Below are 25,870 nucleotides of genomic sequence, written 5' to 3'. Positions count from 1 at the left end.
ATGCTTGGGGGATTAGGTAATTTTGGCCTTTGCCAAGGCGGAAAATCAGGATAACCTTAAGGGGCTATTTTGGCGATCGCCCTAAAATTTTATGGTTTTCCCTTCCCCCAATGGTGGTGGCTCCGATCAAGGTAACTCTAATTTTGACGAATACGACGACATCACGGGAGCTCGTCGGGAAGAGGCTCTGAAAAAAGCCCGCAACTGGTTTGTCATTTTGGTGGTGGGAGGACTGGTGCTGGGGGTAGTGGTGGCCTTTGGCGTGGTGCAGGTTCTCAATAGCTTGGGATTAACGGAAAAACCTGATGCTCCCCTCCGCATTGAGATGGAGCGGGAAAATCCACCCCAGCAATAGGATTTTGTCAATCTCTGCAATCCCTGTTACCCAATGGACTAGGCGATCGCCTTTGGTTGATATTCACTAACCCAACAGGGGCCTCCACCAGGCTTCATGGTCTAAATACCATTGCACTGTTTGTCTTAAGCCCCGTTCCACTGTTACTTTTGGTTCCCAGCCCAACTCCCGTTTAATCTTGCTGGCATCAATGGCGTAGCGGCGATCATGCCCAGGGCGATCGGTCACATAGCTAATCAGTTGTCGTGCCGGCTTAACTGGTAAATCAGGAGCTAATTCGTCCATCAAGTCGCATAAAATTTCTACCAATTCAATATTTTTAACTTCATTGTTGCCGCCAATGTTGTAGGTTGCCCCTGGCAAGGCTTGGTGCAAAACTAAGTCCAGAGCTTGGCAGTGGTCTGTGACATAAAGCCAATCCCGCACATTTTGACCGTCACCATACACCGGCAACTTTTCCCCACGCAGAATGTTGAGGCACATGAGGGGAATTAACTTTTCGGGAAATTGGTAGGGGCCATAATTGTTGGAACAATTAGTAATTAAAGTGGGCAAGCCGTAGGTGTGAAAATAGGCCCGCACCAAATGATCACTGCCGGCCTTGGAAGCGGAATAGGGACTGTTGGGGGAATAGGGGGTGGTTTCCGAAAAACCCGGTTCATTGGGGGTTAAACTGCCGTAAACTTCATCGGTGGAAACGTGGAGAAAGCGAAATTGGGCTGGGTTTCCCCGCCTTTGCCAATGTTCTCGAAAAGCTTCCAACAGGGTGAAAGTACCCACCACATTGGTTTGTACAAAGGCTCCAGGGCCAAGGATGGAACGGTCCACATGGGATTCCGCCGCAAAATGGGCTATGGTCTCAATCTGCTCTTCCCTCAATAGTTGATCCACCAAATGGCGATCGCCAATATCTCCCTGGACAAAGCGAAAATTGGGCAGTTTTTCCAATGGTGCTAAAGTGGCTCGGTTCCCAGCATAGGTGAGGGCATCGAGGACAACAATACGGCGATCGCCGCAGGTTTGAACGCAATGGTAAACAAAGTTGGCACCGATAAAACCGGCCCCACCGGTGACCAAAATGGGAGTTTTTGCCATGGGAAAGAAAGAACGATTTGGTTAAATAAATTAAATGGGTACGCTGTCCAAAAGTCTTTGCAAAATTGCCTTGGGATCTTTGCCGCTCGCAGGAATTAAGCGGTGGGCTAACACATGGGGAGCAACAAATTTCACATCGTCGTCAATGGCATAATCCCGTTCTTCCAAAAAGGCAAAGGCTTGGGTTGCCCGTTGTAGAGCTGTTGTGCCCCGGGGACTAACCCCCAAAGTAACGTCCTCATCAGTCCGGGAGGCCCGCACTAAGCGTAGGAGATACTGTTGCAAATCCTCCGTTAGTTTTACCTGCCGCACCGCTTTTTGTAATGCCTCCACTTCTTCCAAGGAAATGCAAGACTCTAAATCTCCCACGGCGATCGCCTCTGGATTTTGTTGCCGCTGGAGCATTTTCAGTTCTTCTGCTTCCGACGGATAACCCAAACTGAGGGAAAGGGCAAAACGATCTAACTGGGCCTCTGGCAAGGGAAAAGTGCCCTGGTACTCAATGGGATTTTGGGTAGCAATGACAAAAAACGGATGGGGCACCAAACGGGTTTCACCGTCCACTGTGACCTGTTTTTCTTCCATCACCTCCAACAAAGCAGCCTGGGTGCGGGGGGTAGCCCGGTTAATTTCATCGGCTAAGAGAATATTGGCAAACGCCGGGCCGGGCAAAAACTCAAACTCACGACTACTGGGGTTCCAAATGTTAGTGCCGGTAATATCTGTTGGTAATAAATCGGGGGTACACTGCACCCGCTGAAACTTGCCGTTAATGGAACGGGCCAGGGACTTAGCTAAGAGGGTTTTGCCCACACCGGGCACATCTTCCAGCAAAGCATGGCCCCCACTCAACAGGGCCACCAACACCAAACGAATAGCCTCATCCTTGCCCACAATGGTTTGACTAAGATTTTGGGTAAGGACAGAAATCTGTTCTCGCATAGGGGAAGCATAGCGCCGCAGGCTAGGGGGATTTGGATAACAAATTAACAGCTTTTACTGTACCTCACCCGATGTGCCCAAGGTGACTGTGTATTTGCGAATCCCATTGGTTCACCATTGATGGATAAAAAGCAGGGAAAAGCTTTTGGCAATCAATTTACCAGAAACTTTGTGGGTAAAACTTTCTTTACTCAATCTAGTAATCATTACTTCGTTGCAAATTTAAAAATTGGGTAAATTCCGGTTTAAATAACAATTTAACTACGCCAGTGGGTCCATTTCTATGTTTAACAATTAGCAATTCTGCTACCCCTGGGTCCGGCGTGTCGGGATTATAATATTCATCTCGATAAATCATCATAATTAAATCTGCGTCTTGTTCGATACTGTTATGGACAATGATGTCATTGGCGACAAAGTTATGTGGTCCTGGCACAGTCAAATCAAAAACCTCTTCGACTCCAGTCTCCGTAATAGAAACGATGGAGTCCCAGTAAATATCACTCTGAGACAACTTTTCTATTTCTGGTGATTGGGTAATAGTGGCTATTTTTGCTGCTCTTTCCCTACTCAAATTATGTTTATAAAGAGCTGTCCCACAGTAGGCATTACCAAGTCTCATTTGCAAGTCGCGAGTAGTTATCCCTTTTATTTGAATTTGTGGCAACACATAGGTCTTCCAAATTTGTTTTGGAATGACATCCCTGTTAGTGTTTGCTTGATGTTGAGCGATATGGGTTTTAATTTCCTCAACACTTGCCTGTTTGTCTTTGTCAACAGCGCCAATTTGATCAACAAAGATTTGTAAATCAGCTTGCCCTGTAATGGTTACATGATAGTTATCCCTGCCTTTGCCATTCTGACTTATTTTTGATAGACGTGCGTTAATGCCTAATTTCAAGAGTAACGACTGTACATCCTTTGCTAACTTCTCGCTACTAGTTGCGTAATAAGCTACCGGTCTAGATGATTTTTCTACTATTAATTTGACGCAACCATCTGTACTCCATAAATGTCTTAGAAAAATGGCGATCGCCCTCTGTGGTTGTTCAAAAACTTGATTAGGAACAAATTTTTCGTAGGAACGCAGTCCGAATACGTCTAAATTCTCTAGCCATTTTGTAATCGGATTTTTTTTGTTATGGGTTAGCCGATAACTAGCAGGGATATAAACTTGGTACCATTGCCTTTCTTGGCTGATACGAGGATTAATTTGGTCGCCAAAAACTGCTTTTGCTAATTCGACTACCTTTTCAGCTAATTCTATTTTATTGCTTGTATATTGAATAGCATGGCGAGGTAAAGTACAGCCATCACCAATTAGATGCCCTAGTAATCCTAGTTCCTCATCACTCATTAATTGTAAAGAGGAGCTTTCTAGTTTACGGGGTAGAGCAATATGCTCTTTTAAAGATAGCTCATCTAATCTTTTCCAACCATCAATAGTTAAAAATCTATGATTTGCTGTTGCCTTGATAGTTCTACCTAGTCGAGTTTTTAAAATATAAACTAGCTTTTTGCCAGTACAAAATACACGACTAACTTTAGCTGATTCTAGCTTCATCGTCTGTTCATTAATTGCCCATATTTCAAAATCTTTTTCATCTAACAAATCTTTAATAGAAACTCTTTTTCCTGTGCTCGCCAAGCTGATCAAACTATCTCCACTGATGCAGCCACTCTCTCTTAAATCTGACATCATTGGCCGTTTGTTAGTTCTAGATTCCACCGCTCGACTTAACTGAGATAAAGCAATTACTGGCGCGTTAATTTCCCTGGCTAAACCTTTGAGAGAACGGGTAATTTTTGATAATTCCTGTACCCGATTATCACTGCCTCCTTCCATCAGTTGCAAATAATCAATTAGAACCATACCCAATGGACCTTTTTGTTCACTTTGGAGGCGACGCACCTGGGAACGCATTTGGGTTACGGAAATACTTGCCGTATCGTCAATGTAGATAGGTAAACTGGAAAGGGTGCCCATGGCCGCCGTTAAAGGTTCAAATTCTGCTTGGCTAAAGTGCCCTGTCCGTAAACGGTTACTATCAATTAAGGATTCACTAGCCACTAGTCTTAATGCCAACTGTTCCTTGGACATTTCTAAGCTAAAAATAGCCACAGGCAAATTCTGGTTTTTAGCGATGTTAGCGGCAATTCCTAAACCGAATGCCGTTTTTCCCATCGACGGCCTGCCGGCCAAAATAATTAAATCTGCCCGCTGTAATCCCCCTGTCATTGCATCAAGATCATAGAATTGGGTTTCTACCCCTGGACTGGAAAGTTTTTCGTGTAATTTATCTAATTCAATGAAAGTATTAACTAAGGTTTCTGATAACGGTACTAGCCCTGCTTGGGGACGAGATTGGGTGAGGCGAAATATTTTTTGTTCCGATTCATCGAAAATTGTTTCTAATTCTTTGCTAGTTTCGTAACCCAAATCAACGATGTCATGCCCCGCTGCAATTAATTGGCGACGCAAATATTTATCCATGATTAGGGCGGCAAAACGGTCAATGTTCACCGCTGAAATGGTGCGATCTAATAATTGAGTTAATTTCACCATGCCCCCGATCGCCTCGAAATGATGGTGATCTTGGAGCCAACTGCTGACAGACATCAAATCCGTGGGCTGACTTTGGCCATGGAGACTAAGCATGGCCTCATAGATCAAACGATGGGCCTTGACGTAAAAAGCGTCTACTACCAGGAGGTCAATGATGCGCCCCATGGCCTCTGGATCGAGGAGAATCCCCCCCAGGATGCACTCTTCAGCTTCAATGTTTTGGGGGGGCAGGGCAGGGTTAGCAGCCATCAAGTTGGAATGATTGGGGACAGTCTAGTTCTCGACCAGTGGAGCAGATATTCTAAGCGGTGTAGGAAGAAACCATGGCGGGCCGTCGCTCGGGAGTGCCGTATCTTTTGGCATAGAAGGCGAGAATTTCCTCAATAATTTGGCGATCGCCGGGGGAAAAATCATCCTGTAGGGTCAGCTCCAGGCCCCCCACCTGACTGTTGAAATAGTCAAACTGGGTAAAAGTGGGAGTCAGAAGGGTCGCGGTCACACCGGCAAGCTGTTGCACATGGGCCGCGATTTCCCGGTAAACAGCGAGGGGTAGTTGAGGAAAACAAATAACTTCGCTATGCAAGGCAGTGGCAACCAACAAAAACGTCTTATATGCCCATGATATACTCAACCGCCTTTTCTCTCTATCACACCCTAGACTGACTGCCCAGGGAAAAATTCACTTTCAACCCCGGTCAAGAAGTTTTGTGAAAATTCTCCTTTGCAAAGGAATTCCGATAGATTTTTCAATGGTACGACGCTTTTCCAAAGATTTTCTCGGACTAGGTTAAAGACCAAGTTTTTGGATGACAGCCTAACCATTACCATGGGACGTTGGCCCACTGGAAAATTAAATAAATTACCAAGTTGTATGAATTATTTAGGATTTGATCCTGGTCGGGATAAATGCGGGGTGGCGGTGATGACTGGCGATCGCCAAATTTTGTACCATGAAACCATTGCGGCCCAGGAAGTGCCCCAGCGACTGCCGGCCCTGTGTGAGCAGTATCAAGTGGAGCAAGTAGTAATGGGGAATCAAACCACCGCTAAACAATGGCAAAAACAATTGCAAAGTTACTTACTCCCAGCCATGGCCCTGGCATTGGTGAACGAAAAAAACAGTACTGTGGAAGCCAGGCAAAGATATTGGCAAATGTATCCTCCTCAGGGATTAGGGCGTTTGGTGCCCTTGGGTTTGAGGACTCCCCCCCGCCCGGTGGATGATATTGTTGCTATTTTGTTGATTGAGCGTTATCTGGATTTGGATAGCGGCCGTTGCTAGGGGACAAATTTTTATGGATTGGTGGAAAAAACTGCGGCGCAATAGCCTGGCTCGTTGGGGTGCCATACTACTATTGTTGTTTTACGTCGCTGTCATTGGAGCGGATATTTTTGCCCCCTATAATCCCTACAACGCCCAAGTGGATGGTTCCCTACTGCCTCCCACCCAAATCCATTGGCGATCGCCGGGGGGGAAATGGATCGGGCCCACCGTTTACCCCACCCGCCAGTTACCCACCGATTTAGAAACGGGATTAAGACCTTTAGAGATAGATTTCAGCCAACCTTCCCCAGTCCGCCTTTGGGTCCAAGGGGATAGTTACGTCTGGGGACAAATTAAATTACCCTTACCCCCCAGTTTTGCCCCAGTGGAAATTTTTCCGGGTATCCCAGGCGATCGCCATTTAATTGGTACCTTAGGGCCGGGTAAGCTCAACTTATTGGGGACAGACGAACAAGGAAGGGATCAATTTAGCCGTTTATTATTTGGTGGCCGCATTAGTTTATTCATTGGCTTGATTGGGATTACCATTTCCTTTCCCCTGGGCATGGTGGTGGGAGGCATTGCTGGATACTTCGGTGGTTGGTTAGACGTGGTTTTAATGCGTCTAGTAGAAGTGCTGATGACCATCCCTGGCATTTACCTGTTGGTGGCCCTAGCGGCGGTGTTACCTCCTGGTCTGAGCAGTGCCCAAAGGTTTTTGCTCATTGTGGTAATTACTTCTTTCATTAGTTGGTCTGGGTTAGCTAGGGTAATTCGAGGTCAAGTGCTTTCCCTCAAACAACAGGAATACGTCCAAGCCGCCAAAGCCATGGGGGCCGGGGCACCAAGGATTATTGTGCGCCACATTTTGCCCCAAACCGCCAGTTACATTATTATTTCCGCCACGTTGGCAGTGCCCGGATTTATTGTGGCCGAATCAGTGTTGAGCTTGATCGGCCTGGGCATTCAACAACCGGATCCTAGTTGGGGAAATTTACTTTCCATTGCCACCAATGCTTCTATCTTGGTGTTGCAACCTTGGTTGGTCTGGCCCCCCGCAGTACTAATTATTTTGACTGTCTTGGCCTTTAATCTATTGGGAGACGGCCTGCGAGATGCCCTAGATCCCCGCAGTTTAGGGGAATAATAGAGAAAAATTTGCTCAATGGGGGCTGGGGAAGATTTATGGTTGCCAAGCTCGACAGCAGAGCACCGATCAATCCCTATCCCTAAAAAGATTTAGTTTAATCATTGGCCAAAATTGATCTCACCGCTCAGGCTCTAACGGGAGTCCTCTTTTGACATTTGGTATAGATTTTATCTATCTGTATCATTGCCTGAAGTAAAAACCAGCCCTAGAATATTCTCTATGGAAATCTATTTTAAATAGACTAAAGACTATGACTAACCCATTTTTGGGGATATTGAATAATGCAAATAACTAACAAAATTCATTTTAGGAACCTGCAGGGGGACCTTTTTGGCGGGGTTACAGCGGCGGTTATTGCCCTGCCCATGGCCTTAGCCTTCGGGATTGCTTCCGGAGCAGGGGCTACGGCCGGACTCTGGGGGGCGGTGATCGTAGGGTTTTTCGCGGCCTTATTTGGCGGCACCCCCACCTTAATTTCCGAACCGACTGGGCCCATGACGGTGGTGCAAACGGCGGTTATTGCTAGTTTAGTGGCGGCAGATCCCGACAATGGCTTGGCCATGGCCTTCACTGTGGTAATGATGGCGGGGTTGTTCCAGATTGCCTTTGGTCTGCTCAAATTGGGCAAATATGTCACCATGATGCCCTACACAGTCATTTCCGGCTTTATGTCCGGCATTGGGATTATTTTGGTGATTTTGCAACTGGCTCCCTTTCTTGGCCAAGCTAGTCCCAAGGGAGGGGTAATCGGCACCCTCCAGGCCCTCCCTAACCTAGTAAGCAATGTCAGGCCGGTGGAAACCCTATTGGCGCTCATGACGGTGGGCATTATTTGGTTTATGCCTTCCCGTTGGAAAAAGTTTGCTCCGCCCCAATTGGTGGCTTTAGTGTTGGGGACAATTATTTCCATCACCCTATTTGGCGATCTGGATATCCGTCGCATTGGGGAAATTCAGGCCGGTTTGCCCGCTCTACAGCTACCAGTGTTTCAGGCTGATCAATTACAGAGAATGCTGATTGATGCGGCTGTTCTGGGAATGCTGGGCTGTATTGATGCCCTCCTGACTTCGGTGGTGGCTGATAGCTTGACCCGCACAGAACATAACTCCAACAAGGAATTAGTCGGCCAGGGCATCGGCAATGTAATGTCCGGTTTATTTGGTGGCTTGGGGGGAGCTGGGGCCACCATGGGGACGGTGGTAAATATCCAGTCCGGGGGACGCACAGCTCTGTCTGGCTTGATCCGGGCGATGGTGTTGCTGGTGGTAATTTTAGGCGCAGCTAAATTGGCGGCTACCATTCCCCTAGCCGTATTGGCTGGTATTGCGTTCAAAGTTGGGGTGGACATTATTGATTGGGGGTTCCTCAAGCGGGCTCACCATGTCTCCATCAAAGGGGCCTTGATTATGTATGCCGTCATTGTCCTGACGGTGTTGGTGGATTTAATTGCGGCAGTAGGTATTGGTGTATTTATTGCCAATATTCTCACCATTGACCGTATGAGTGCGTTGCAGTCCAAAGCTGTGAAAAGTATTAGCGATGCCGACGACGAAATTCTCCTTTCCGCCAATGAGAAACGTTGGCTAGATGAGGGCAATGGCCGGGTCTTGCTTTTCCAACTCAGTGGCCCAATGATTTTTGGGGTGGCCAAGGCGATCGCCAGGGAACATAATGCCATTCAAGAATGTGCCGCCATTGTTTTTGATCTGAGCGATGTGCCCCATTTGGGAGTAACCGCTTCCCTGGCCCTGGAAAATGCCATTGAAGAAGCGGCGGAAAAAGGTCGGGCCGTTTACATTGTGGGGGCAACAGGGCAAACCAAGCGACGCTTGGAAAAATTGCAAGTGTTCCGCTTTGTTCCTGAAAGTAATTGCTATGACGACCGTTCTGAAGCTCTCAAGGACGCTGTCCTAGCTTTGGGACCTCATGAAAGTGAGGACTCCCCTTCCAGTTCTTCCGTCCAGACCACATACTGATTTCTGCCCCGGCGTTTTGCTTCATACAGGGCCATATCCGCTTGTTTGATAAGGGTCCTGGAGATGAGTTCCTTGGAGGGAAACTGGGTGCCGATGCCCAAACTGATTGTGATTTGCCCACTAATGGGGGAAGCTTCATGGGCGATCGCCAATTGGCTGATGGCTTGAATGATTTTCTCGGCAACCATAATTGCCCCCTTGGTGTCGGTTTCGGGCAAAAGCACCGCAAATTCTTCCCCCCCAAAACGGGCCACTAAGTCCGCTGGCCGACTGGCAGCTTTTCTAGCTGCTTGGGCCACCCTAATTAAGCACAGATCCCCCTCCGGATGGCCATAGCGGTCATTGTAATTTTTGAAGCAATCTATATCAAACATGATTAAGGATATGGGCACTTGAGCCCTAGATAATCTCCGCCACTCTTGTTTAATGCGGACATTAAAGCAACGACGGTTAGCAATCTTCGTCAACCCATCAATATCTATTAATTGACTTAGTTTTTTATTAAACCTTTCTAGCCGAATTTGAGCTTTTTGTAAGGTTTGCTCCGCTGTTTCTGCCCTTTCTTTGGCTTTAATTAATAAATATTCTTCTTCTTTGCGATCAGTAATGTCTTTAATATAGCCATGCCAAATGGTTCCTCCATCGCTTTCCCTCCGGGGCGTGGCGTAGCCTAATACCCAGATCACTCGTCCATCAGCAAAACAAACTCGATACTCGTAATACCAGGGAGTTAGGTTTGCTGCAGACTCATAAATGGATCGGGAAACTCCTGGCAATTCATCAGGGTGCAACACGTTAAAAACTGGGGTGGCATCTTCTTTTACCTCCTCAGGGCTAACTCCATAAATTTTCCGAATCCCCTCACTGGCATAGGGAAAGTGAAAAGTACCATCGGGACGCATGCGAAACTGATAGATTACCCCCGGAATATGGCGAGCTAATTCCTGCAAACGTTGTTGGGATTCCAACAGATCAGTAATATCAGCGGAAATACCCAATAAATATTGCGCTTGACCGGATGCGTCACAAATAGGGATTTTTTTAGTGTGTAAAATACGTATCCCTTCGTGGCAGGTTTGGATAACTTCCATGGGGATATCTTGAACTTCTCCAGATAGTAAAACTTGCCTATCCTCTTGGATAAACCATTCAGCCCGCTCCTGAGGAAATAGCTCATAATCATTTTTTCCTAACACTTCTTCTTTCGTATAACCGATTAAACTTTCACCAGCTTTATTTAATTCTAAAAATCTCAGAGTTTTTGCATCTTTAACAAAGATCATGTCAGGAATATTTTCCACAATGGAAGCAAGAAAAGTTTTAATTTTTTCCAACTCTATTTCCGCTTCTTTCCGTTGGGTAATATCCTGAGCTGTGCCTAAGGTTTGCCAAAGTTGTCCTGTTTCTGTGCGGGTAAAAACTAAGTCTCGGCTTAGGAGCCAGCGCCATTGTTGTCTAGCATCTCGGACACGATACTCAATTTCAAGTATTTCACCGTCCCTTAATTTTTGACAATTTTCAATGGCGGCTAAAATTCGTGGCAAGTCTTCTGGATGGCAAATATTTGTAAACAAGCTGGCCCCCATTGTTTTAATTTCTTCTGGAGAATAACCTAAAAATTCAGCAACAGAACGATTACTATAGATATTGGCTTGCTTAATATGGTCATATATGTATAGAAGGCTGGGGGTTGCTTCGGCAATGCTTTCAATAAATTTTTGACTTTGTCTTAATTCCAGTTGGGTTTCTTTCAGGGCTGAAATATCCCGACCAACGGACTGAATTTCAATTAATTGACCCTTGTCATTGAAAATTCCCCGACTAACCCATTGGGTGTAACCTAATACTCCTCCTGCCCTTTTATCCTGATTTTCATTGATAAATTGTGGCTGTTCTGGGGTTAAGCAGGCTATTTTGTCCAGCACTATTTTCAAGTCTTCTTCAACAATGAAGTCTAGCCATTGCAAGCCGATTACCTCGGGTAAAGCAAGCCCTAGGGCTTGACAAAGGGCATCGTTGGCAAAGGTGATGGTGGTATCTGGTTGGGAGCGTAAAATAAAATCTGTCTGACTTTGTACTACTTGCCGATATAGTTCTTTGGAGCCTTGGAGTTCTTCCTTGGTTTGTGCCAGGGATTGTTGTAACCGGAGGGCCATACCATTGATGGCTTTGGCAAGCTGCTGAATTTCGGCAATGGCCACTGGTTGTGTTATGGTGCCGTGGGAAGTGCCTTGGGCTAAATTTTGACTGGTAGTAACTAGTTTTCGTAGGGGTTCAATGACTAAACGAGCAATGTAGAGACTAGTCAGGGCGGGAATTAAAAAAATGATAATGCCCAGAACTAGAAAAAGATAGACATTATTATTAAGTTGACCGAAAAAATCTAACGATAGCGCGGAAAAGACCAAAACTGCCATAACCAGCAAAACTTGCAGCACTAAGGGGAGAATTAGTACCCAATACAAAGGAATATGTTTTTTGGGCAAAAAATCAGCCAATGCCGGTTAGGAAAATTTGTATGTCAATAAATAAAACAAAACGACTGAAAAGTTAATGGCAGTCATCCACCACTATGGTAATTTGTTTTTCGGGCGATCGCCTGTGGGTAAAGAATTAATTTACAGAGCGAATCGGCCCCATTTAGTTGACCTTCGAGCGAAATTCTGGGGGCTTGGCAACTGGGCAGTTTTTCCGGTCAGCAATTATGGTTGCAAGGGATTCACCATGGCTGATTAGATAAGAATACGGGGTAGACGGTGTTTGAAGCCACAGAGAATTTCCCAGGATATGGTGCCCAAAGTAGAGGCCCAATGGTCTGCGGTGATTTGGCGATCGCCGTCTTGGCCAATCAGGGTAACCACTTCCCCCACTTGGGGATCATCAATGCCCCGTAAATCCACCATCATTTGATCCATGGTGATGGCCCCGATTTGTCGCACTGGTTGGCCCCGCAAAAGCACTTCCAATTGATTGGAAAGATTACGGGGGACACCGTCCGCATAGCCAATGCCCACTACTGCCATGGGCATGGTTTCTTCACTAACGAATTGGTGACCGTAACTAACGCCGGTGCCGGGGGGAATGGTTCTGATCTGGGTGATTTTGGCCCGCACTGTTAATACGGGTTTTAGGTCCAGGCAATCGCCTAGGTGGGGAGCAGGATAAAGGCCATACAAACCTAAACCTACCCGGACCATGTCGTAGTGCCAAGCCTGGCCGTGGAGGGTGGCCGCAGAATTAGCTAAATGTAATTTGGGTATGGGTAATCGGGCTTGACGCAAACTGGCGATCGCCTTGGCAAATCTTTCCTGTTGCTGGAGCATGGTGGCGGTGTTGGGGTCGTCCGCTGTGGCCAGATGGGAATATAAACTAGCTAGCCGTAGCTGGGGCAAAGATTGCACCAAACCAACAAAGTTCGCCGCCTGGGGCCAGGGAGTACCCAACCTAGTCATGCCCGTATCCAGCTTGAGATGTACGGGTAAAACCTTACCCAACTTAAGCAAAATATCGTTGAACAATTGGGCCTGTTCCGGGGAGCAGAGGGTGGGCTGTAGTCGCCAATGGGCAATGGCTTCAATTTCCTCTGGGCTATTAATACCTCCCAAAAGCAAAATCGGGGCGGTGATGCCCGCTTCCCTCAGTTCGATGCCCTCCCCCAAAGTGGCGATCGCCAACCAATCAGCCCCGGCCTGTAAAGCAGTTTGGGCTACCCGGACTGCTCCATGGCCATAGGCATCGGCTTTGACCACCGCCATCAAATTAGTTTTTGGCCCCACATACTGGCGGAACTGCCGGACGTTATGCACCAACGCCGCTTGGTCAATTTCCACCCAAGCCCGCTGACGAATCAATTCAGCTAAACGGTAGCCGGATAACGTTGACGAAACCCTAGAGGCTTGCTCCGGGGAAGATTTAACGTCTCGACTCAAGACCATAAAGTTTACTCCTCTGCACCCAAATTCCCCAAGGGGATACGCCTAAGATAAGGGCAAAGTTGGAAAAGTTCCAGTTCCCTAGGATAGAAATTGGCTTACTCCGACCAAAATTTCTCTGACCGATGAATTTCACGAGTAAAGAAAAATGCAGCAACCACAAAAGCCACTGCATTTCCCCGTATTTGCTACCCTGAGGTAGAAAGACGCATAAAGAATATCTACTTATTCTTATTCTCAGACTATTCTTAGCCCAAAGACGGAAAAACTAAATTTCTTTGTTGACGAAAGGTAAGAGAGCCACCAAACGGGAGCGTTTCACTGCGGTGGTCAAGTCCCGTTGTTGTTTAGCAGTCAAACCAGTGATGCGTCGGGGGAGAATTTTACCCCGTTCAGTGATGAATTTACGCAATAATTCCGTGTCTTTATAGTCAATCGGCTGATTGGGGGGCAGGGGAGAAAGGCGTTTACGGTAGTAGTTCATGGAGATTAGCGAAGATGACTTGATAGGGTGCTAGTTTGGGCATCTCGGTTACAAAGCGGATACCGAACTAAGGAAAATGTTCACAGACCAGGGAAATTATTTGGTTTCCTTGTGGATAGTGTGTTTGTTGCAGTGGGTGCAGAATTTTTTCAGTTCCAACCGGGCGGTGGTGTTACGACGATTTTTCATCGTGGTGTAACGATTAACGCCATTGGAACGCTTGTCGGGGTTACTGCGGCACTCGGTGCATTCTAGGGTGATGACGAGGCGTGCCCCCTTACCTTTTTTAGCCATAACTGTTGCGGGAAGGAATACGGTAATTTATACGCAAACTCTGATTATTGCACAAATTAGTCTTGGGACAAAATCTGCCCCTGGTCATTGGCCGTCAATTTTTGGCAGGGGTAAAGCCGAACACTTCGCCGTAGAAAGCAAGTTCTGACTCCAGGGCTTTTTTAATGTTGGCGGCCATGCGGAAGCCATGTTGTTCTTCGGGAAAGGCCACATATTCCACCTTAATGCCTTTGGCTTTGAGGGCTTGCACCATCATTTCCGTTTGGTTAGGGGGCACAACTTTGTCCTCCAAGCCCTGGAAGAAAATCACCGGGCAAGTAAGCTGGTCTGCATGGTTCACTGGCGATCGCCGTTCGTATAAATCCTTTCTTTCTGGATAGGGGCCAATTAGGCCGTCGAGGTAACGGGCCTCAAATTTGTGGGTATCGGTGGCCAGGGCAGTCAAATCGCTCACACCGTAATAACTAGCCCCGGCTTTAAAAACGTTGTGGAAAGTCAGGGCTGCCAGGGTAGTGTAGCCCCCCGCACTACCACCGGAAATGGCCAGTTGCTCCCCATCCACCAAACCTTGGTCTGCCAGGTAACGGGCCGCATTGACGCAATCCGCCACATCAACAATGCCCCACTGACCATTTAGCCGTTGACGATAATCCCGGCCATAACCCGTACTGCCACCGTAATTGACATCCACATAGGCAAAGCCTCGACTAGTCCAATACTGAATTTTTAAACTCAGAGAATTACCGGCCGCCGCCGTAGGACCACCATGGCTTTTGACCAACAGGGGAGGCAGGGCATCGGAGGGGCCTCGGAAATCACCGTTGGTGGGGGGATAGTACCAGGCGTGGGCGGTTTGACCATCATCACCGGAAAAACTGATGGCTTGGGGCTGGGCAAGGTAGGCTGGGTCAAGGGTAAAATCACTAGCCACTTTGAGAATTTCTGTTTCTTGGGCCTCCACTGCTAGGGCAACCACGGCGGATGATGTGGTGGGACCACTGCCAATGAACCAGAGAGTTTTGCCGTCACTACATAAAGAAGAGTAATTGCTGTAGGGCAGTCCCAAAATGCTTAACTGTTTACGGGAGGGTTTCAGTTTGCCCAACTGCCAAGCGCCATCCTGGGTGAAAGTACAAAGAATCGTGTCGGTATCGACAAAGGTATAGCTCCGTAAACCAAATACCCAATGGGGATAGGCAAATTCTGCATCGAGGGGAAAAACGTTATCCACTTCCCCTTTGTGATAGCGGTATAGGTTCCACCAATCAGTCCGATCGCCAACAAAATATAAACTGCCGTCGGGGGACCATTGGGGTTCATGGATGGATTCATTACCTGCCTGGCCAGCAATGATTTTAAGATTACTGAGGTTCCCTGCTTGGTCAATGTCGGCCAACCATAGTTGGGTCGCATCCCAGGGCATATGGGGATGGTCCCAGGTAATCCAAGCCAATTTCTGCCCGTCAGGACTGAGGCGTGGGGAAGAATAAAAATCATGGACCGTGGCGATCGTCGTGACCTCTCCATTTTCTAGACTAATGGCGGCGAGAAAATTTTCCGGCTCCTTTGCTTCTGAGTGATGACGTTCACCAACGGCAATTAATCTTTGTCTGGGTTGATCCAAAACAAAATCAGCAAAACGACAGTCTGGTCTGTTGGTCAATCGTTGCGGTTCTTGCCCAACGCCTTGGACGTAAACCTGTTGATCGCTGAAATTACTGAAATAAACCCCATCCGCCGTGACCAAAAAGGCTCCGCCACCATATTCGTGTACCCTGGTGCGGACATTGAAAGGGGCCGGAGTGACATCCCGCACAGTGCCATCGGGTTGCCGGTGAACTAGAACATTACGCCCTTTTTCTGCCGGCCTCGCTTCTAGCCAAAAGACATCTTCACCGCTGTTTTGCACTGCCCCCAAACCAATACTCCCCGCCAACAACGCATCGGCCGTAATTGGCGATCGCCAGGAACCATAGGGGGCAATCTGTTTAGTGGTCATGGAAATCACAGGAGAGGGGAAACTAGTTACCCTTTCAGGATACAGAAGCAGGCACCAACTTTTCCTGTTCGCTCCAGAACCACTTAATGGTTTTGGCCAAACCCTGATCCAAACTGGTCAGTTGTAAATCCGGCATTAGGCCATGGAGTTTTTTCACCCCCAAGCATTTTGATTTGGCCCCCACGTAACGGCTGGTATCGAATTCAATCAGGTTAAAGTCGTAGTCCACTTCCTGGCAAATTAATTCCGCAAAGCGACGAATGGTAAATTCTTCCCCCGCGCCAATATTGACTAAATCGTTATCCACCATGGCCGCCAGTTCCAGGGCAATGCGGGCAAAATCCTCTACAAAGACCAATTCCCGCCGCTGATAACCGTCCCCCCAGAGAGTAACCGTTTCGCCGTAGAGCTTACCCCGAATAATTTTGCGAATCAGGTCAAAAATAAAATGCATCTGCCGCCCATCGGTATGGTATCCGGGGCCGTATAGGGTAGAAGGTACTAAGCAGAGATATTTGAGCCCATACTGTTTTTGCAATGCCAACGCCCCCGCATAAAGCATCCTTTTGGTCATGGCGTAGGTGAACAAACTATCAATGGGTAAACCAGTGAGGTAATATTCCTCCTCCAAGGGCAAATTAGGATCATAGGCGCAACTAGTGCCCATAAAAATCAACTTCGCCTGGGGTTGTTGACTATGCCACCAATCTAGAACGTTAGTGTTTAATTTTTGGTTGATCAGCCACTGTTCCCCCGGATGGGACAAACAAAAATCCCCCGCTTGGGTCCAAGCAGCCAGGTGATAAATTTGGTCAAAACTGCCCTTGGTAAACTGATGTAGGGAATCCGGTTGGGTCAGGTCACAGTTACGGGAATTGATTTTGGTTAGCTCATGACCCTGGGCCTCTAGTTGATTGCAGAGGGTTGTGCCTAAAAAGCCCGTGCCGCCGGTGACCAAAATTTTCATCCGTTTATCCTTAAAAATACTGAAACTTTTCTTGCCCTATCATCATACAAGAGAGAGCGTTGGACTATTTCACATCTGTGACCATGCCATTTTAATTATAATAAGTATTATTGTCTTTTATATTTCACTCTTTAATATTTCCTCGTGTCTTTTCTTTTTTCTGGCTTGCATCCAGATAATGGAGAGAAATGAATGATGGAACTCAATTTTTTCCTTCGAAATCAGAACTTATGTGTTTATAGTCCAAGTACAATTTTCTCGAAGGGTAAGTTAGCCAAATCGACGGTAATTAAACTTCTAGTTAGTGCGCTTGCTGTTGTGTTCATGGGGTCGGAAGCTACTGGTGCAGAACCAGAATGTAAGGCGATCAATCGGGAGGTTTTAATGTCCCATGGAATGACTTTCAACGAGGATGACAGTTGCCGCCAGACCGATGACCCTTATGAATTTCCTTCGCGAGTGTTTATTCGTCCAGATCCGGACCGTGTTCGCCGTTGGCAGAATGAAGATGGTAGGCTTTTTTGGTCAACGGCCACTCCTCCCGGAGCAAATCCGGCCGACGCTGGACAGTGTGTGAATGTTGAGCACTTCAGGCCCGTTATAGGAATAACGCCAGGGGAGCTGAATTTTTTGGGATTAAAACCAACTGAAAATCAGGTTGTTATTGCCAATGTGCGGGACTTAGATGGTTTTGCCATTGCGGTCTTTTCTCGCGATTCAATTGCAGACATGATTTTTCAAGTTGTTGAGGCGGATGTACCAGTATTAGGTCGTTTAGGCATTCACTCCCAGGTTCGCATGAGGCTTAAACCCGGTCACCAGGTTTTACTCCATCACCAATGGCCATATGAAGCAGTGCCTTACAAGATTGTTGATGAGTTGTTTTTTTCTATTCACGGCGTGGGCTCTGGCCAGGAAATAGGACGAATTAATTACAACCCGAAACTTCTTTTAAGTGTGCTTGACGGCTCCCGTTTACTTGTTTTCGCGATCCACACAAGGGAATTTCGCCTATGGGACACGTATGCGCGGTTGAAAAATGCAAATATTAATCAGTATCCTCTTCAGTTGAACCATAACGAAATCAATAGATATATAGACAAATTTCTTCGTATTTCGTCAGAGAGTCGCCTAAATAAGCACTATTTGCTCACGGAGCGGAATTGCACGAATGGGCAGTTTAGGTTGCTTGAGTATGCCAAGGGCCATCAGTTTCAGCCAGATTGTTTGTGGCCCCCTTGGACAAATGGAACTATCCATCCAGACAAGTCGGCGGAAGCCCTGCGGACAAGGGGATTAATTGCGCCTGATGAGGTGAATGCTATTGGTCATTACGAGGAGGAGCCGGCTGTTCTTGAGCTACTTCAATCTTGGGGTTTTCTTTAAAATTCATCGAGGGAACTAGACAAAATTGATGGGAGGTTAAGTACAGGTTAACGAAAGCTAAATGGGCTATGATCTGTCCACTTCGATGGCACAGAGTTGGGAGCAATGACCCATGGGGCAAAAAAATGAAGCGGTTATCTTAATCGGAGCTTTAGCCATTACCGGAGTGGTGGTGGCAGGGGGCGGTTGGTGGCTATGGCAACGCTTCCAAACAGGTGGTGAAAACCCAGGAGAGATGGTTAACGAACCAGGGCAGTTACCTCCTCCCCCAGAATTGCAAGCTTCCGATGCGTTTGTGGCGCCAACCCAAGTTCCAGCGGGGACAAAAGTTACCATTGATGGCTCTACTAGTATGGTCAACATCAATGAGGCCCTGAAGGCTCAATTTCAGCAAACTTTCCCCGGCACAGTGGTGCAAACCGATGCCCAGGGCACCGACAAGGGCGTTGTGAACCTAATTTTGGGCAAAGTTGATCTATCTGCTAGTTCCCGTCCCCTCACTTCCCAGGAACAGGCCCAAGGCCTTGCGGCGGTGCCGGTGGCCAGTGACACGATCGCCGTTATGGTGGGCAGGCAAAATCCCTTTGCTGGAGGGTTAACTTCGGCTCAGTTGCGGGATATTTTTACGGGAAAAATTAGTAACTGGTCTGAGGTTGGGGGGCCAAACAACACTATTCAAGTAATCAATCGACCTTCTGAAAGTGGCACCCAACAAACCTTTGCCGCCCAAGTGTTGCAAGGACAAGCGTTTGGCCAGGGCGCAAATTTCCAAACTATGCCCAGGGATGCCACCACCCCGATCATTCGGGCTTTGGGTAGCAATGGCATCAGCTACGCCACCTATGGACAGGTAGAGAACCAGCAAACTGCCAGGATTGTGCCCATTGACAGCCTTAGCCCCAACCAGGAAAATTACCCCCTGCGACGACAATTATTTTATTTTTACAAAACGCCTCCCTCACCCCAGGTGGAAGCATTTTTGGGTTTTGCCACTAGCCCCCAGGGTCAACAGGCGATCACCAATGCCTTTGAATAGGTCTAATTAGTTCATATTGCGGTACTTTACATCATCTTGATTTTCATATTCATACTGGTTGTCATTCTCATACTGATCGTCTTGTTCGTAATCTAAGCTATTATCATCGACGGATTTTTCGTCAGTTAAATCCTGATAATTTTCCTGATTCATATTTTCGTAATCCTTCCGGTCCGCATCTTCGTAACCCATGGGATTATTGGGATTTTCCTCTTCTCCCGCCTGGGCCAGCACGGGAAAGAACACCAACGCCGCAGTTAACAAACTCAGTAAAGTTACCAACAAAAAAGTAGGCGATCGCCGGGTTTGATCGGTGGAAGTAGTAACCATGGCGTTAATGTCCTCTGAAGGGATGAACATGATCAAATTTTGACGCAATCCTGCCATTTAACGTTGCCGCCCTCTTCCACCAAGGCAGTGTTGCCCTTGGACCAAACGGTGATGAAACCATTGCTGTATTTATTCCCAGAGGCCGATTCCGCTTGGGGTAAAACCACTGTGCGACCATCCGGCAGGGTAACCTGAATGGCAGATCCTTCCACCATTTTAATTGTCAATGTTTCGGTTGGGGAGCAGTAGTAAGTTTGGGTCTCCTGGGCATAGCTAGGTATCGCTAAACCCAAGCCACCAAGAATTAGGGCCACTAGGACAACTTTAGCTGGGCGACCCCAGAGAGCGGAATAGGAATTTTTCATAACTAATCGTGTCAATCACGCCTCCAAATACTGTGGCTGTTTTGACCAGCTACCCTGATTCTATGACCGGCGATGGTCTTCCTAGCCCTGCCACAGACCACTTCCCTAAACGGCTGATATGTTGACGATCTAGGCTTTTTTCCCGTCCTCCAACTCCTCAAAGGCGGCCAAAATTTCCTCCAAGGCGATCGCCATATGGGTCCAGTGGGTGCCTCCTTGGCAAAAAACGGTGTAGGGTTCCCGCAATGGTCCGTCGGCGGACAACTCGGAAGTACTGCCGTCAATAAATGTGCCCCCAGCCATCACCACTTCACTGGCGTAACCAGGCATAGCGGCGGGTACGGGTTGAAGATAGGAACTAATGGGGGAAGCTCCTTGTAGAGCCCGGCAAAAAGCCAATAATTTTTCTGGACTGCCCAACTGAATGGCTTGGATCACATCCCGGCGGGGAGATAGGGGCGCAGGATTAACCGGGTAACCCAATTGGTCAAACACATGGGCCAGCAGATGGTTACATTTCATCGCTTCCCCCACCATTTGGGGGGCAAGGAAGAGGCCTTGGAATAACAGACGATTTTGGTCAAAAGTGGCTCCCCCTTCCCGGCCAATGCCTGGGGCAGTCAATCTATAGGCCCCCGCTTCCACCCATTCCTCTTTCCCGGCTAGGTAACCCCCTGCCGTAACAATGGTGCCCCCAGGATTTTTAATCAAAGACCCAGCCATCAGATCCACTCCGATCGCCGTCGGTTCCACTGTCTCAATGAATTCCCCGTAGCAATTGTCCACAAAACAAAGGGTGCGAGGATTTTGGGCTTTAACAATTTCGATAATTCTGGCAATGTCGGCGATCGCCAAACTGGGGCGCCAACTGTAACCACAGGAACGTTGGATTAAAACTAAGCGAGTTTCCGGACGCACTGCAGTTTCTAGCCCTTGCCAATCCACCGTGCCGGCCGCCGTGAGGGGCAATTGACGATAAGAAATGTTAAAGTCAGCGAGGGAGCCTTGACAACTTCCCCTAAGACCAATCACTTCTTCGAGGGTGTCGTAGGGAGAGCCCACCGCCGACAGTAGTTCATCCCCCGGTCGCAAAATGCCGTACAACGCACAGGCGATCGCATGGGTTCCGGACACAAACTGTACCCGTACAGCGGCCGACTCTGCCCCCATCACCTGAGCAAAAACCCCGTCCAGAGTATCTCTGCCTAGGTCATCATGGCCATAACCACTCACCCCGGCGAAGTGCTGTACCCCTACCCGATGGTGCCGAAATGCCTCTATGACTTTGTACAGATTTTCCTTGACCTTTGCGTCGATTTCCGAAAAGATTGGGACTAGGTTTTCTTCTGCTTGTTTAAGGAAGCTGGAATATTTCATTAAGACATTATTTAACTTTTGATGTTATTTGGGAATTCCCCTTAAACTATCTTTCAATCTTCGAGATCATCACCGATTCGATTTTCTTGGATGGTTGGTAAATCCCGGCGATGTTAAACCCATTAAACATTGAATACCTATATTTAAGCAAACTTTTTGACAATAGTTTAATCGTTTTTAACAAGCGCCAATTATTCCGTTTTTTCGTTAGGTTTTTTTTCATGACTGCTGCTCTTCCCAACGATTCCAAGCCCAAGTTGACTCCAGCTTGGACTGTGATCTTCTTTTTTACCTCCATTCATTTGGTGGCCCTGTTGGCTTTCCTGCCCCAGTTTTTCAGTTGGAAAGCAGTGGGGATGGCTTTCTTGCTCTATGTAATTACCGGCGGCATTGGCATTACTTTAGGTTTTCACCGTTGTATTTCCCACCGCAGTTTCAATGTTCCTAAATGGTTAGAGTATATTTTCGTAATCTGTGGCACCCTAGCCTGTCAGGGGGGCGTATTTGAGTGGGTCGGCTTACACCGTATGCACCACAAATTTTCTGACACCACCCCGGATCCCCACGATTCTAATAAGGGTTTTTGGTGGAGTCACATCGGCTGGATGATGTTTGAAATTCCTGCTAAAGCTGATATTCCCCGCTACACCAAGGATATCCAAGACGATAAATTTTATCAATTTTGCCAGAATAATCTAATTCTTATCCAGGTCGCCCTAGGCTTGATTTTATTTGCCTTAGGGGGCTGGCCCTTCGTTATTTGGGGCATTTTTGTCCGCCTAGTGTTTGTTTTCCACTTCACTTGGTTTGTCAACAGTGCCACCCATAAGTTCGGCTACGTTAGCCATGAATCCAATGATTATTCCCGCAATTGTTGGTGGGTAGCATTGTTAACTTTCGGTGAAGGTTGGCACAATAATCACCACGCCTATCAGTACTCTGCTCGCCATGGTTTGCAATGGTGGGAAGTGGATTTAACTTGGATGACCATTAAATTCCTATCTTTGCTGGGGTTAGCCAAGGATATTAAACTTCCTCCGGAAACTGCGATGGCCAACAAAGCCTAGGAAATGATTTGAACATGATTCAGACATTTTCTGATCATCACTAAGGTTTCCCCATAAGCAACCGTTTCCCTGTTGACTTCATTAAGTTCAGCGGGGATTTTTGTTGCTATTAACTAGGGCAATATTAGTAATAAAAATACTCCTGGCGATAACGTTGATGGTGCCAATTATTATCCCTATCCCGACGCTCCCAACCGTCCACCCTACAGTTGATGCAATTACTACCGCCATTGATGATGGTTAATTCGTCCTTGCCCCGGTAATTACGGTTGTGGCCTCTGTAGTAACTATTAGGATAGGTATCGCTGCGATTAGGCATAAAGATCGGTTGGCTAAAACCAGGAGTGCCAATACGATCGCCAGGGTTATTGTAGTTGTTGTAGCGATTGTAGTTACGAAATTGGGCGTTGGCGTTGGGGGCTAGACTGGCCAAAATCCCAAGGGTGGCGATCGCCGTCAGTAGATAGTTCCGTTTCATAGATTTATCCTCCGAGTGAATGGGCTATGGGCTGCGTGTAAAGGGTCCGATGTTTTCTTGATCTTTTCCCCACTGTCCAATTAACCCGGACCAATACTAGTTTCCTTCTTCTATCCTAGATCGCCCCCAGGGTAAACAGCAGAGGCAAAGAAATACAAAAGGTTACAAATCTGGGGAAAGGGGAAAAATTTTTGCGACAATCATCAACGTTGGGCCCAAGCCATTAAAGACTTTGACGGAGAACCATGTCAGATACCATTGAATCCATCCTGCAGGAAGAGCGACTGTTTGATCCCCCTACAGAATTTAGTGAGCGGGCTTACGTGCGTAGTGGGCGGGAGTATGAGCAACTGTACAGCCGGGCGGCCAGCAATCCGGAGAAGTTTTGGGGTGAGCTGGCGGAGCAGGAATTACATTGGTTTAAAAAATGGGACCAGGTTTTGGATTGGCAACCTCCCTTTGCGAAATGGTTTGTGGGGGGTCAGTTAAATATTTCCCATAACTGTTTGGATCGGCACTTAACCACCTGGCGGCGCAATAAGGCGGCCATTATTTGGGAGGGGGAACCGGGAGATTCCCGGATAATTACCTATGCCCAACTCCATCGGGAAGTGTGTCAGTTTGCCAATGCCCTGAAAAGTTTAGGCGTGCAAAAAGGTGATCGGGTAGCAATTTATCTGCCCATGATTCCCGAAGCGGCGATCACCATGTTGGCCTGTTCCCGTATCGGTGCGCCCCATAGTGTTGTGTTTGGTGGGTTTAGTGCGGAAGCCCTGCGGGATCGATTAGTGGATGCTGAAGCCAAATTGGTCATAACTGCCGACGGTGGTTTTCGTAAAGATAAGGCGATCGCCCTGAAGCAGGAAGTGGATAAGGCCCTGGAACACGGTGCCCCCAGCGTGGAAAACGTCATCGTCGTGCAAAGAACTAAAGCCGATGTGACCATGACGGCGGGACGGGACCACTGGTGGCACGAACTCCAACCTCAACAGTCGGCCCATTGCCCAGCGGAACCCATAGACAGTGAAGATATGCTGTTTATTCTCTACACCTCTGGCAGTACTGGCAAACCAAAAGGCGTGGTCCACACCACCGGGGGTTACAACCTTTACACCCACATGACCACCAAATGGATCTTTGACCTCAAAGATACGGACGTTTATTGGTGTACCGCTGATGTGGGTTGGATTACGGGCCACAGCTACATTGTTTACGGCCCCCTGTCCAACGGTGCAACAACGGTAATGTATGAAGGGGTGCCCCGCCCCTCCAACCCCGGTTGTTTTTGGGACGTAATTGAAAGGTATGGGGTGAATATTTTCTACACCGCCCCCACCGCCATCCGAGCCTTTATTCGCATGGGGGAAGCCGTACCCAACGCCAGGGATTTATCCTCTCTCCGTTTACTGGGCACTGTGGGGGAACCCATTAACCCCGAAGCTTGGATGTGGTACCACCGGGTCATTGGCGGCGGTAAATGCCCCATTGTCGATACCTGGTGGCAAACGGAAACCGGCGGCATTATGCTCACTCCCCTACCTGGAGCTATCCCTACCAAACCCGGTTCTTGTACCAAACCTTTTCCCGGCATTGTGGCGGAAATTGTTGATTTAGATGGCAATCCCGTCGAGTCAGACCAAGGGGGCTTTTTAGTGATTAAACAACCTTGGCCCAGCATGATTCGGGATGTGTACGGCGACACCGATCGCTTCCGCCATACCTATTGGGAACATATTCAACCCAAGGAGGGACAATATCTCTACTTTGCTGGGGACGGGGCCCGCCGGGATAAAGACGGTTATTTTTGGGTCATGGGCCGGGTGGATGATGTGATTAATGTCTCTGGTCACCGTTTAGGCACTATGGAAATTGAATCGGCTTTGGTTTCCCATCCCCTCGTAGCGGAAGCGGCGGTGGTGGGTCGCCCCGATGAATTGACTGGGGAAGCCATTTTCGCCTTTGTTTCTCTGGAGGGTAACGCTGAACCCAGTGAAGAGTTGAAAAAAGATTTGGTCAAGCACGTCACTGAAGAAATTGGGGCGATCGCCAGGCCAGCGGAAATCCGTTTCACCGATGTGTTACCCAAAACCCGTTCCGGCAAAATTATGCGTCGTCTGTTGCGGAGTTTAGCCTCCGGGCAGGAAATTTCCGGGGACACTTCCACCCTGGAGGACCGGACAGTGCTGGACAAATTACGGGAGGGCTAATAGCGTGTTGGACAAATTACGGGAGGGCTAATTGGGAAATTAGATTCACTGTCACCACTTTTTCTTCCGGCTCAGCGACGGTAACTTCCAGGTCTGGGCCGAAGAATTTGGCAATTTTTTCCTGCTTTTCCTGCCAAGTTTCCAGGCTGATGAAGGGGGAGGTAAAGGTTAGGGTAAGCACGTATTTTCCCTCCCAATCCTGTTCCAAAAGACTAGTGAGTACTGGTCTTTCTTCATCCGTGGGACTCAAACCTAGGCGCTCTAGGGATTCGTCCAGATGGGCTTCCTGGCCGTAACGGTAACGGGTCACATCTTTGCGAATTTGATTTTGGGTGGGGGTGGCCAGTTGGTTTCGCAGGGCGATAATTTTTTCTGAGGTCGGTTGACTAAATGGAATAGGTTTCAACTCCGCCGCCTTAAGGGCCAAGCCCCCTAACACTAAGGGAATGCCATAGAAAAAGCCAGCCAGATTGAGGGTGGCATAGTCGAGGGCGTAGGCCACAAAGCCTGTAATGGTGAGGATTCCCCCCACCGTTAACCCCACTGCGGCCAAAGAAATTTTAGGAAGCATTTAAGTCAATATCCTTACCAAGGAAAAAA

23 protein-coding genes are annotated in these 25,870 nt (G+C 47.7%); 8 read left to right on the top strand and 15 right to left on the bottom strand.

Annotated features, from left to right (window positions below; all coding sequences use genetic code 11):
• Positions 1–91: 91 nt before the first annotated feature.
• Positions 92–355 (top strand): hypothetical protein, encoded by a 264-nt coding sequence (locus SYNPCCP_RS13310; protein ID WP_010873747.1) that lies wholly within the window; start codon positions 92–94, stop codon positions 353–355.
• Positions 356–421: 66 nt separating this feature from the next.
• Here SYNPCCP_RS13310 and rfbB read toward each other — a convergent pair whose 3' ends face one another.
• From rfbB to SYNPCCP_RS13290, 4 genes are all read right to left on the bottom strand, one after another.
• On the bottom strand, positions 422–1,450 hold the full coding sequence (gene rfbB, locus SYNPCCP_RS13305; RefSeq protein ID WP_010873746.1) for a dTDP-glucose 4,6-dehydratase: 1,029 nt from the start codon (positions 1,448–1,450) through the stop codon (positions 422–424).
• Positions 1,451–1,480: 30 nt separating this feature from the next.
• Positions 1,481–2,392: a MoxR family ATPase gene (locus tag SYNPCCP_RS13300; RefSeq protein ID WP_010873745.1), complete on the bottom strand. Its 912-nt coding sequence runs from the start codon at positions 2,390–2,392 to the stop codon at positions 1,481–1,483.
• 196 nt (positions 2,393–2,588) lie between these two features.
• A complete protein-coding gene (locus tag SYNPCCP_RS13295; RefSeq protein WP_010873744.1) occupies positions 2,589–5,207 on the bottom strand; it encodes a replicative DNA helicase in 2,619 nt (872 codons plus the stop codon).
• 52 nt (positions 5,208–5,259) lie between these two features.
• Complete coding sequence (locus SYNPCCP_RS13290; protein ID WP_223211292.1) at positions 5,260–5,556, bottom strand: hypothetical protein; 297 nt, start codon at positions 5,554–5,556, stop codon at positions 5,260–5,262.
• 228 nt (positions 5,557–5,784) lie between these two features.
• Between SYNPCCP_RS13290 and SYNPCCP_RS13285 the strand changes: the two genes are divergently transcribed.
• The 3 genes from SYNPCCP_RS13285 (at position 5,785) to SYNPCCP_RS13275 (ending at position 9,348) form a co-directional block, all read left to right on the top strand.
• Positions 5,785–6,240, top strand: coding sequence for a pre-16S rRNA-processing nuclease YqgF (locus SYNPCCP_RS13285; protein WP_010873742.1), 456 nt, complete (start codon positions 5,785–5,787; stop codon positions 6,238–6,240).
• 13 nt (positions 6,241–6,253) lie between these two features.
• Positions 6,254–7,369, top strand: coding sequence for an ABC transporter permease (locus tag SYNPCCP_RS13280; protein ID WP_010873741.1), 1,116 nt, complete (start codon positions 6,254–6,256; stop codon positions 7,367–7,369).
• 284 nt (positions 7,370–7,653) lie between these two features.
• On the top strand, positions 7,654–9,348 hold the full coding sequence (locus tag SYNPCCP_RS13275; protein ID WP_010873740.1) for a SulP family inorganic anion transporter: 1,695 nt from the start codon (positions 7,654–7,656) through the stop codon (positions 9,346–9,348).
• On the opposite strand, the gene SYNPCCP_RS13270 is transcribed toward SYNPCCP_RS13275, so the two are convergent.
• The 6 genes from SYNPCCP_RS13270 to SYNPCCP_RS13240 form a co-directional block, all read right to left on the bottom strand.
• Positions 9,297–11,846, bottom strand: coding sequence for a PAS domain S-box protein (locus SYNPCCP_RS13270; RefSeq protein ID WP_223211291.1), 2,550 nt, complete (start codon positions 11,844–11,846; stop codon positions 9,297–9,299). The two genes, SYNPCCP_RS13275 and SYNPCCP_RS13270, sit on opposite strands and share 52 nt — an antisense overlap.
• A gap of 234 nt (positions 11,847–12,080) precedes the next feature.
• Positions 12,081–13,283 carry an alanine racemase gene (gene alr, locus SYNPCCP_RS13260; protein WP_010873738.1) on the bottom strand — a complete coding sequence of 401 codons (1,203 nt, stop codon included), beginning with the start codon at positions 13,281–13,283 and terminating at the stop codon, positions 12,081–12,083.
• Positions 13,284–13,548: 265 nt separating this feature from the next.
• Positions 13,549–13,764, bottom strand: coding sequence for a 30S ribosomal protein S18 (rpsR, locus tag SYNPCCP_RS13255; RefSeq protein WP_010873737.1), 216 nt, complete (start codon positions 13,762–13,764; stop codon positions 13,549–13,551).
• 96 nt (positions 13,765–13,860) lie between these two features.
• Positions 13,861–14,058, bottom strand: a complete 198-nt coding sequence (rpmG, locus tag SYNPCCP_RS13250) for a 50S ribosomal protein L33 (RefSeq protein WP_010873736.1) — start codon at positions 14,056–14,058, stop codon at positions 13,861–13,863.
• 94 nt (positions 14,059–14,152) lie between these two features.
• Positions 14,153–16,066, bottom strand: coding sequence for a S9 family peptidase (locus SYNPCCP_RS13245; protein WP_010873735.1), 1,914 nt, complete (start codon positions 16,064–16,066; stop codon positions 14,153–14,155).
• Positions 16,067–16,091: 25 nt separating this feature from the next.
• Positions 16,092–17,024: a GDP-L-fucose synthase gene (locus SYNPCCP_RS13240; protein WP_010873734.1), complete on the bottom strand. Its 933-nt coding sequence runs from the start codon at positions 17,022–17,024 to the stop codon at positions 16,092–16,094.
• 192 nt (positions 17,025–17,216) lie between these two features.
• On the opposite strand from SYNPCCP_RS13240, the gene SYNPCCP_RS13235 reads away from it, so the two are divergent.
• Positions 17,217–18,410: a DUF4105 domain-containing protein gene (locus tag SYNPCCP_RS13235; protein WP_010873733.1), complete on the top strand. Its 1,194-nt coding sequence runs from the start codon at positions 17,217–17,219 to the stop codon at positions 18,408–18,410.
• A 112-nt stretch (positions 18,411–18,522) separates the two neighbouring features.
• Positions 18,523–19,446, top strand: a complete 924-nt coding sequence (locus SYNPCCP_RS13230; protein ID WP_010873732.1) for a PstS family phosphate ABC transporter substrate-binding protein — start codon at positions 18,523–18,525, stop codon at positions 19,444–19,446.
• Positions 19,447–19,452: 6 nt separating this feature from the next.
• Here the strand turns inward: SYNPCCP_RS13230 and SYNPCCP_RS13225 are convergent, their stop codons facing one another.
• From SYNPCCP_RS13225 to SYNPCCP_RS13215, 3 genes are all read right to left on the bottom strand, one after another.
• A complete protein-coding gene (locus SYNPCCP_RS13225; protein ID WP_231848820.1) occupies positions 19,453–19,776 on the bottom strand; it encodes a hypothetical protein in 324 nt (107 codons plus the stop codon).
• Positions 19,777–19,808: 32 nt separating this feature from the next.
• Positions 19,809–20,141: an MliC family protein gene (locus SYNPCCP_RS13220; protein ID WP_010873730.1), complete on the bottom strand. Its 333-nt coding sequence runs from the start codon at positions 20,139–20,141 to the stop codon at positions 19,809–19,811.
• Positions 20,142–20,270: 129 nt separating this feature from the next.
• Positions 20,271–21,518 carry an aminotransferase class I/II-fold pyridoxal phosphate-dependent enzyme gene (locus SYNPCCP_RS13215; protein WP_010873729.1) on the bottom strand — a complete coding sequence of 416 codons (1,248 nt, stop codon included), beginning with the start codon at positions 21,516–21,518 and terminating at the stop codon, positions 20,271–20,273.
• Between the two features lie 110 nt (positions 21,519–21,628).
• Between SYNPCCP_RS13215 and SYNPCCP_RS13210 the strand changes: the two genes are divergently transcribed.
• Complete coding sequence (locus tag SYNPCCP_RS13210; protein WP_010873728.1) at positions 21,629–22,585, top strand: acyl-CoA desaturase; 957 nt, start codon at positions 21,629–21,631, stop codon at positions 22,583–22,585.
• 124 nt (positions 22,586–22,709) lie between these two features.
• Here SYNPCCP_RS13210 and SYNPCCP_RS13205 read toward each other — a convergent pair whose 3' ends face one another.
• On the bottom strand, positions 22,710–23,063 hold the full coding sequence (locus tag SYNPCCP_RS13205; RefSeq protein ID WP_010873727.1) for a hypothetical protein: 354 nt from the start codon (positions 23,061–23,063) through the stop codon (positions 22,710–22,712).
• A 245-nt stretch (positions 23,064–23,308) separates the two neighbouring features.
• Here SYNPCCP_RS13205 and acs point away from each other — a divergent pair, with 245 nt between their 5' ends.
• Positions 23,309–25,270 carry an acetate--CoA ligase gene (acs, locus tag SYNPCCP_RS13200; RefSeq protein WP_010873726.1) on the top strand — a complete coding sequence of 654 codons (1,962 nt, stop codon included), beginning with the start codon at positions 23,309–23,311 and terminating at the stop codon, positions 25,268–25,270.
• Between the two features lie 16 nt (positions 25,271–25,286).
• Here acs and SYNPCCP_RS13195 read toward each other — a convergent pair whose 3' ends face one another.
• On the bottom strand, positions 25,287–25,841 hold the full coding sequence (locus SYNPCCP_RS13195) for a DUF2854 domain-containing protein (RefSeq protein ID WP_010873725.1): 555 nt from the start codon (positions 25,839–25,841) through the stop codon (positions 25,287–25,289).
• Positions 25,842–25,870 lie beyond the last annotated feature (29 nt).

The organism is Synechocystis sp. PCC 6803 substr. PCC-P, assembly GCF_000284455.1.
Lineage (GTDB): Bacteria > Cyanobacteriota > Cyanobacteriia > Cyanobacteriales > Microcystaceae > Synechocystis.
The sequence above is the reverse complement of the archived record's forward strand: the minus strand, read 5'-3'. Positions and strand labels throughout refer to the sequence as shown.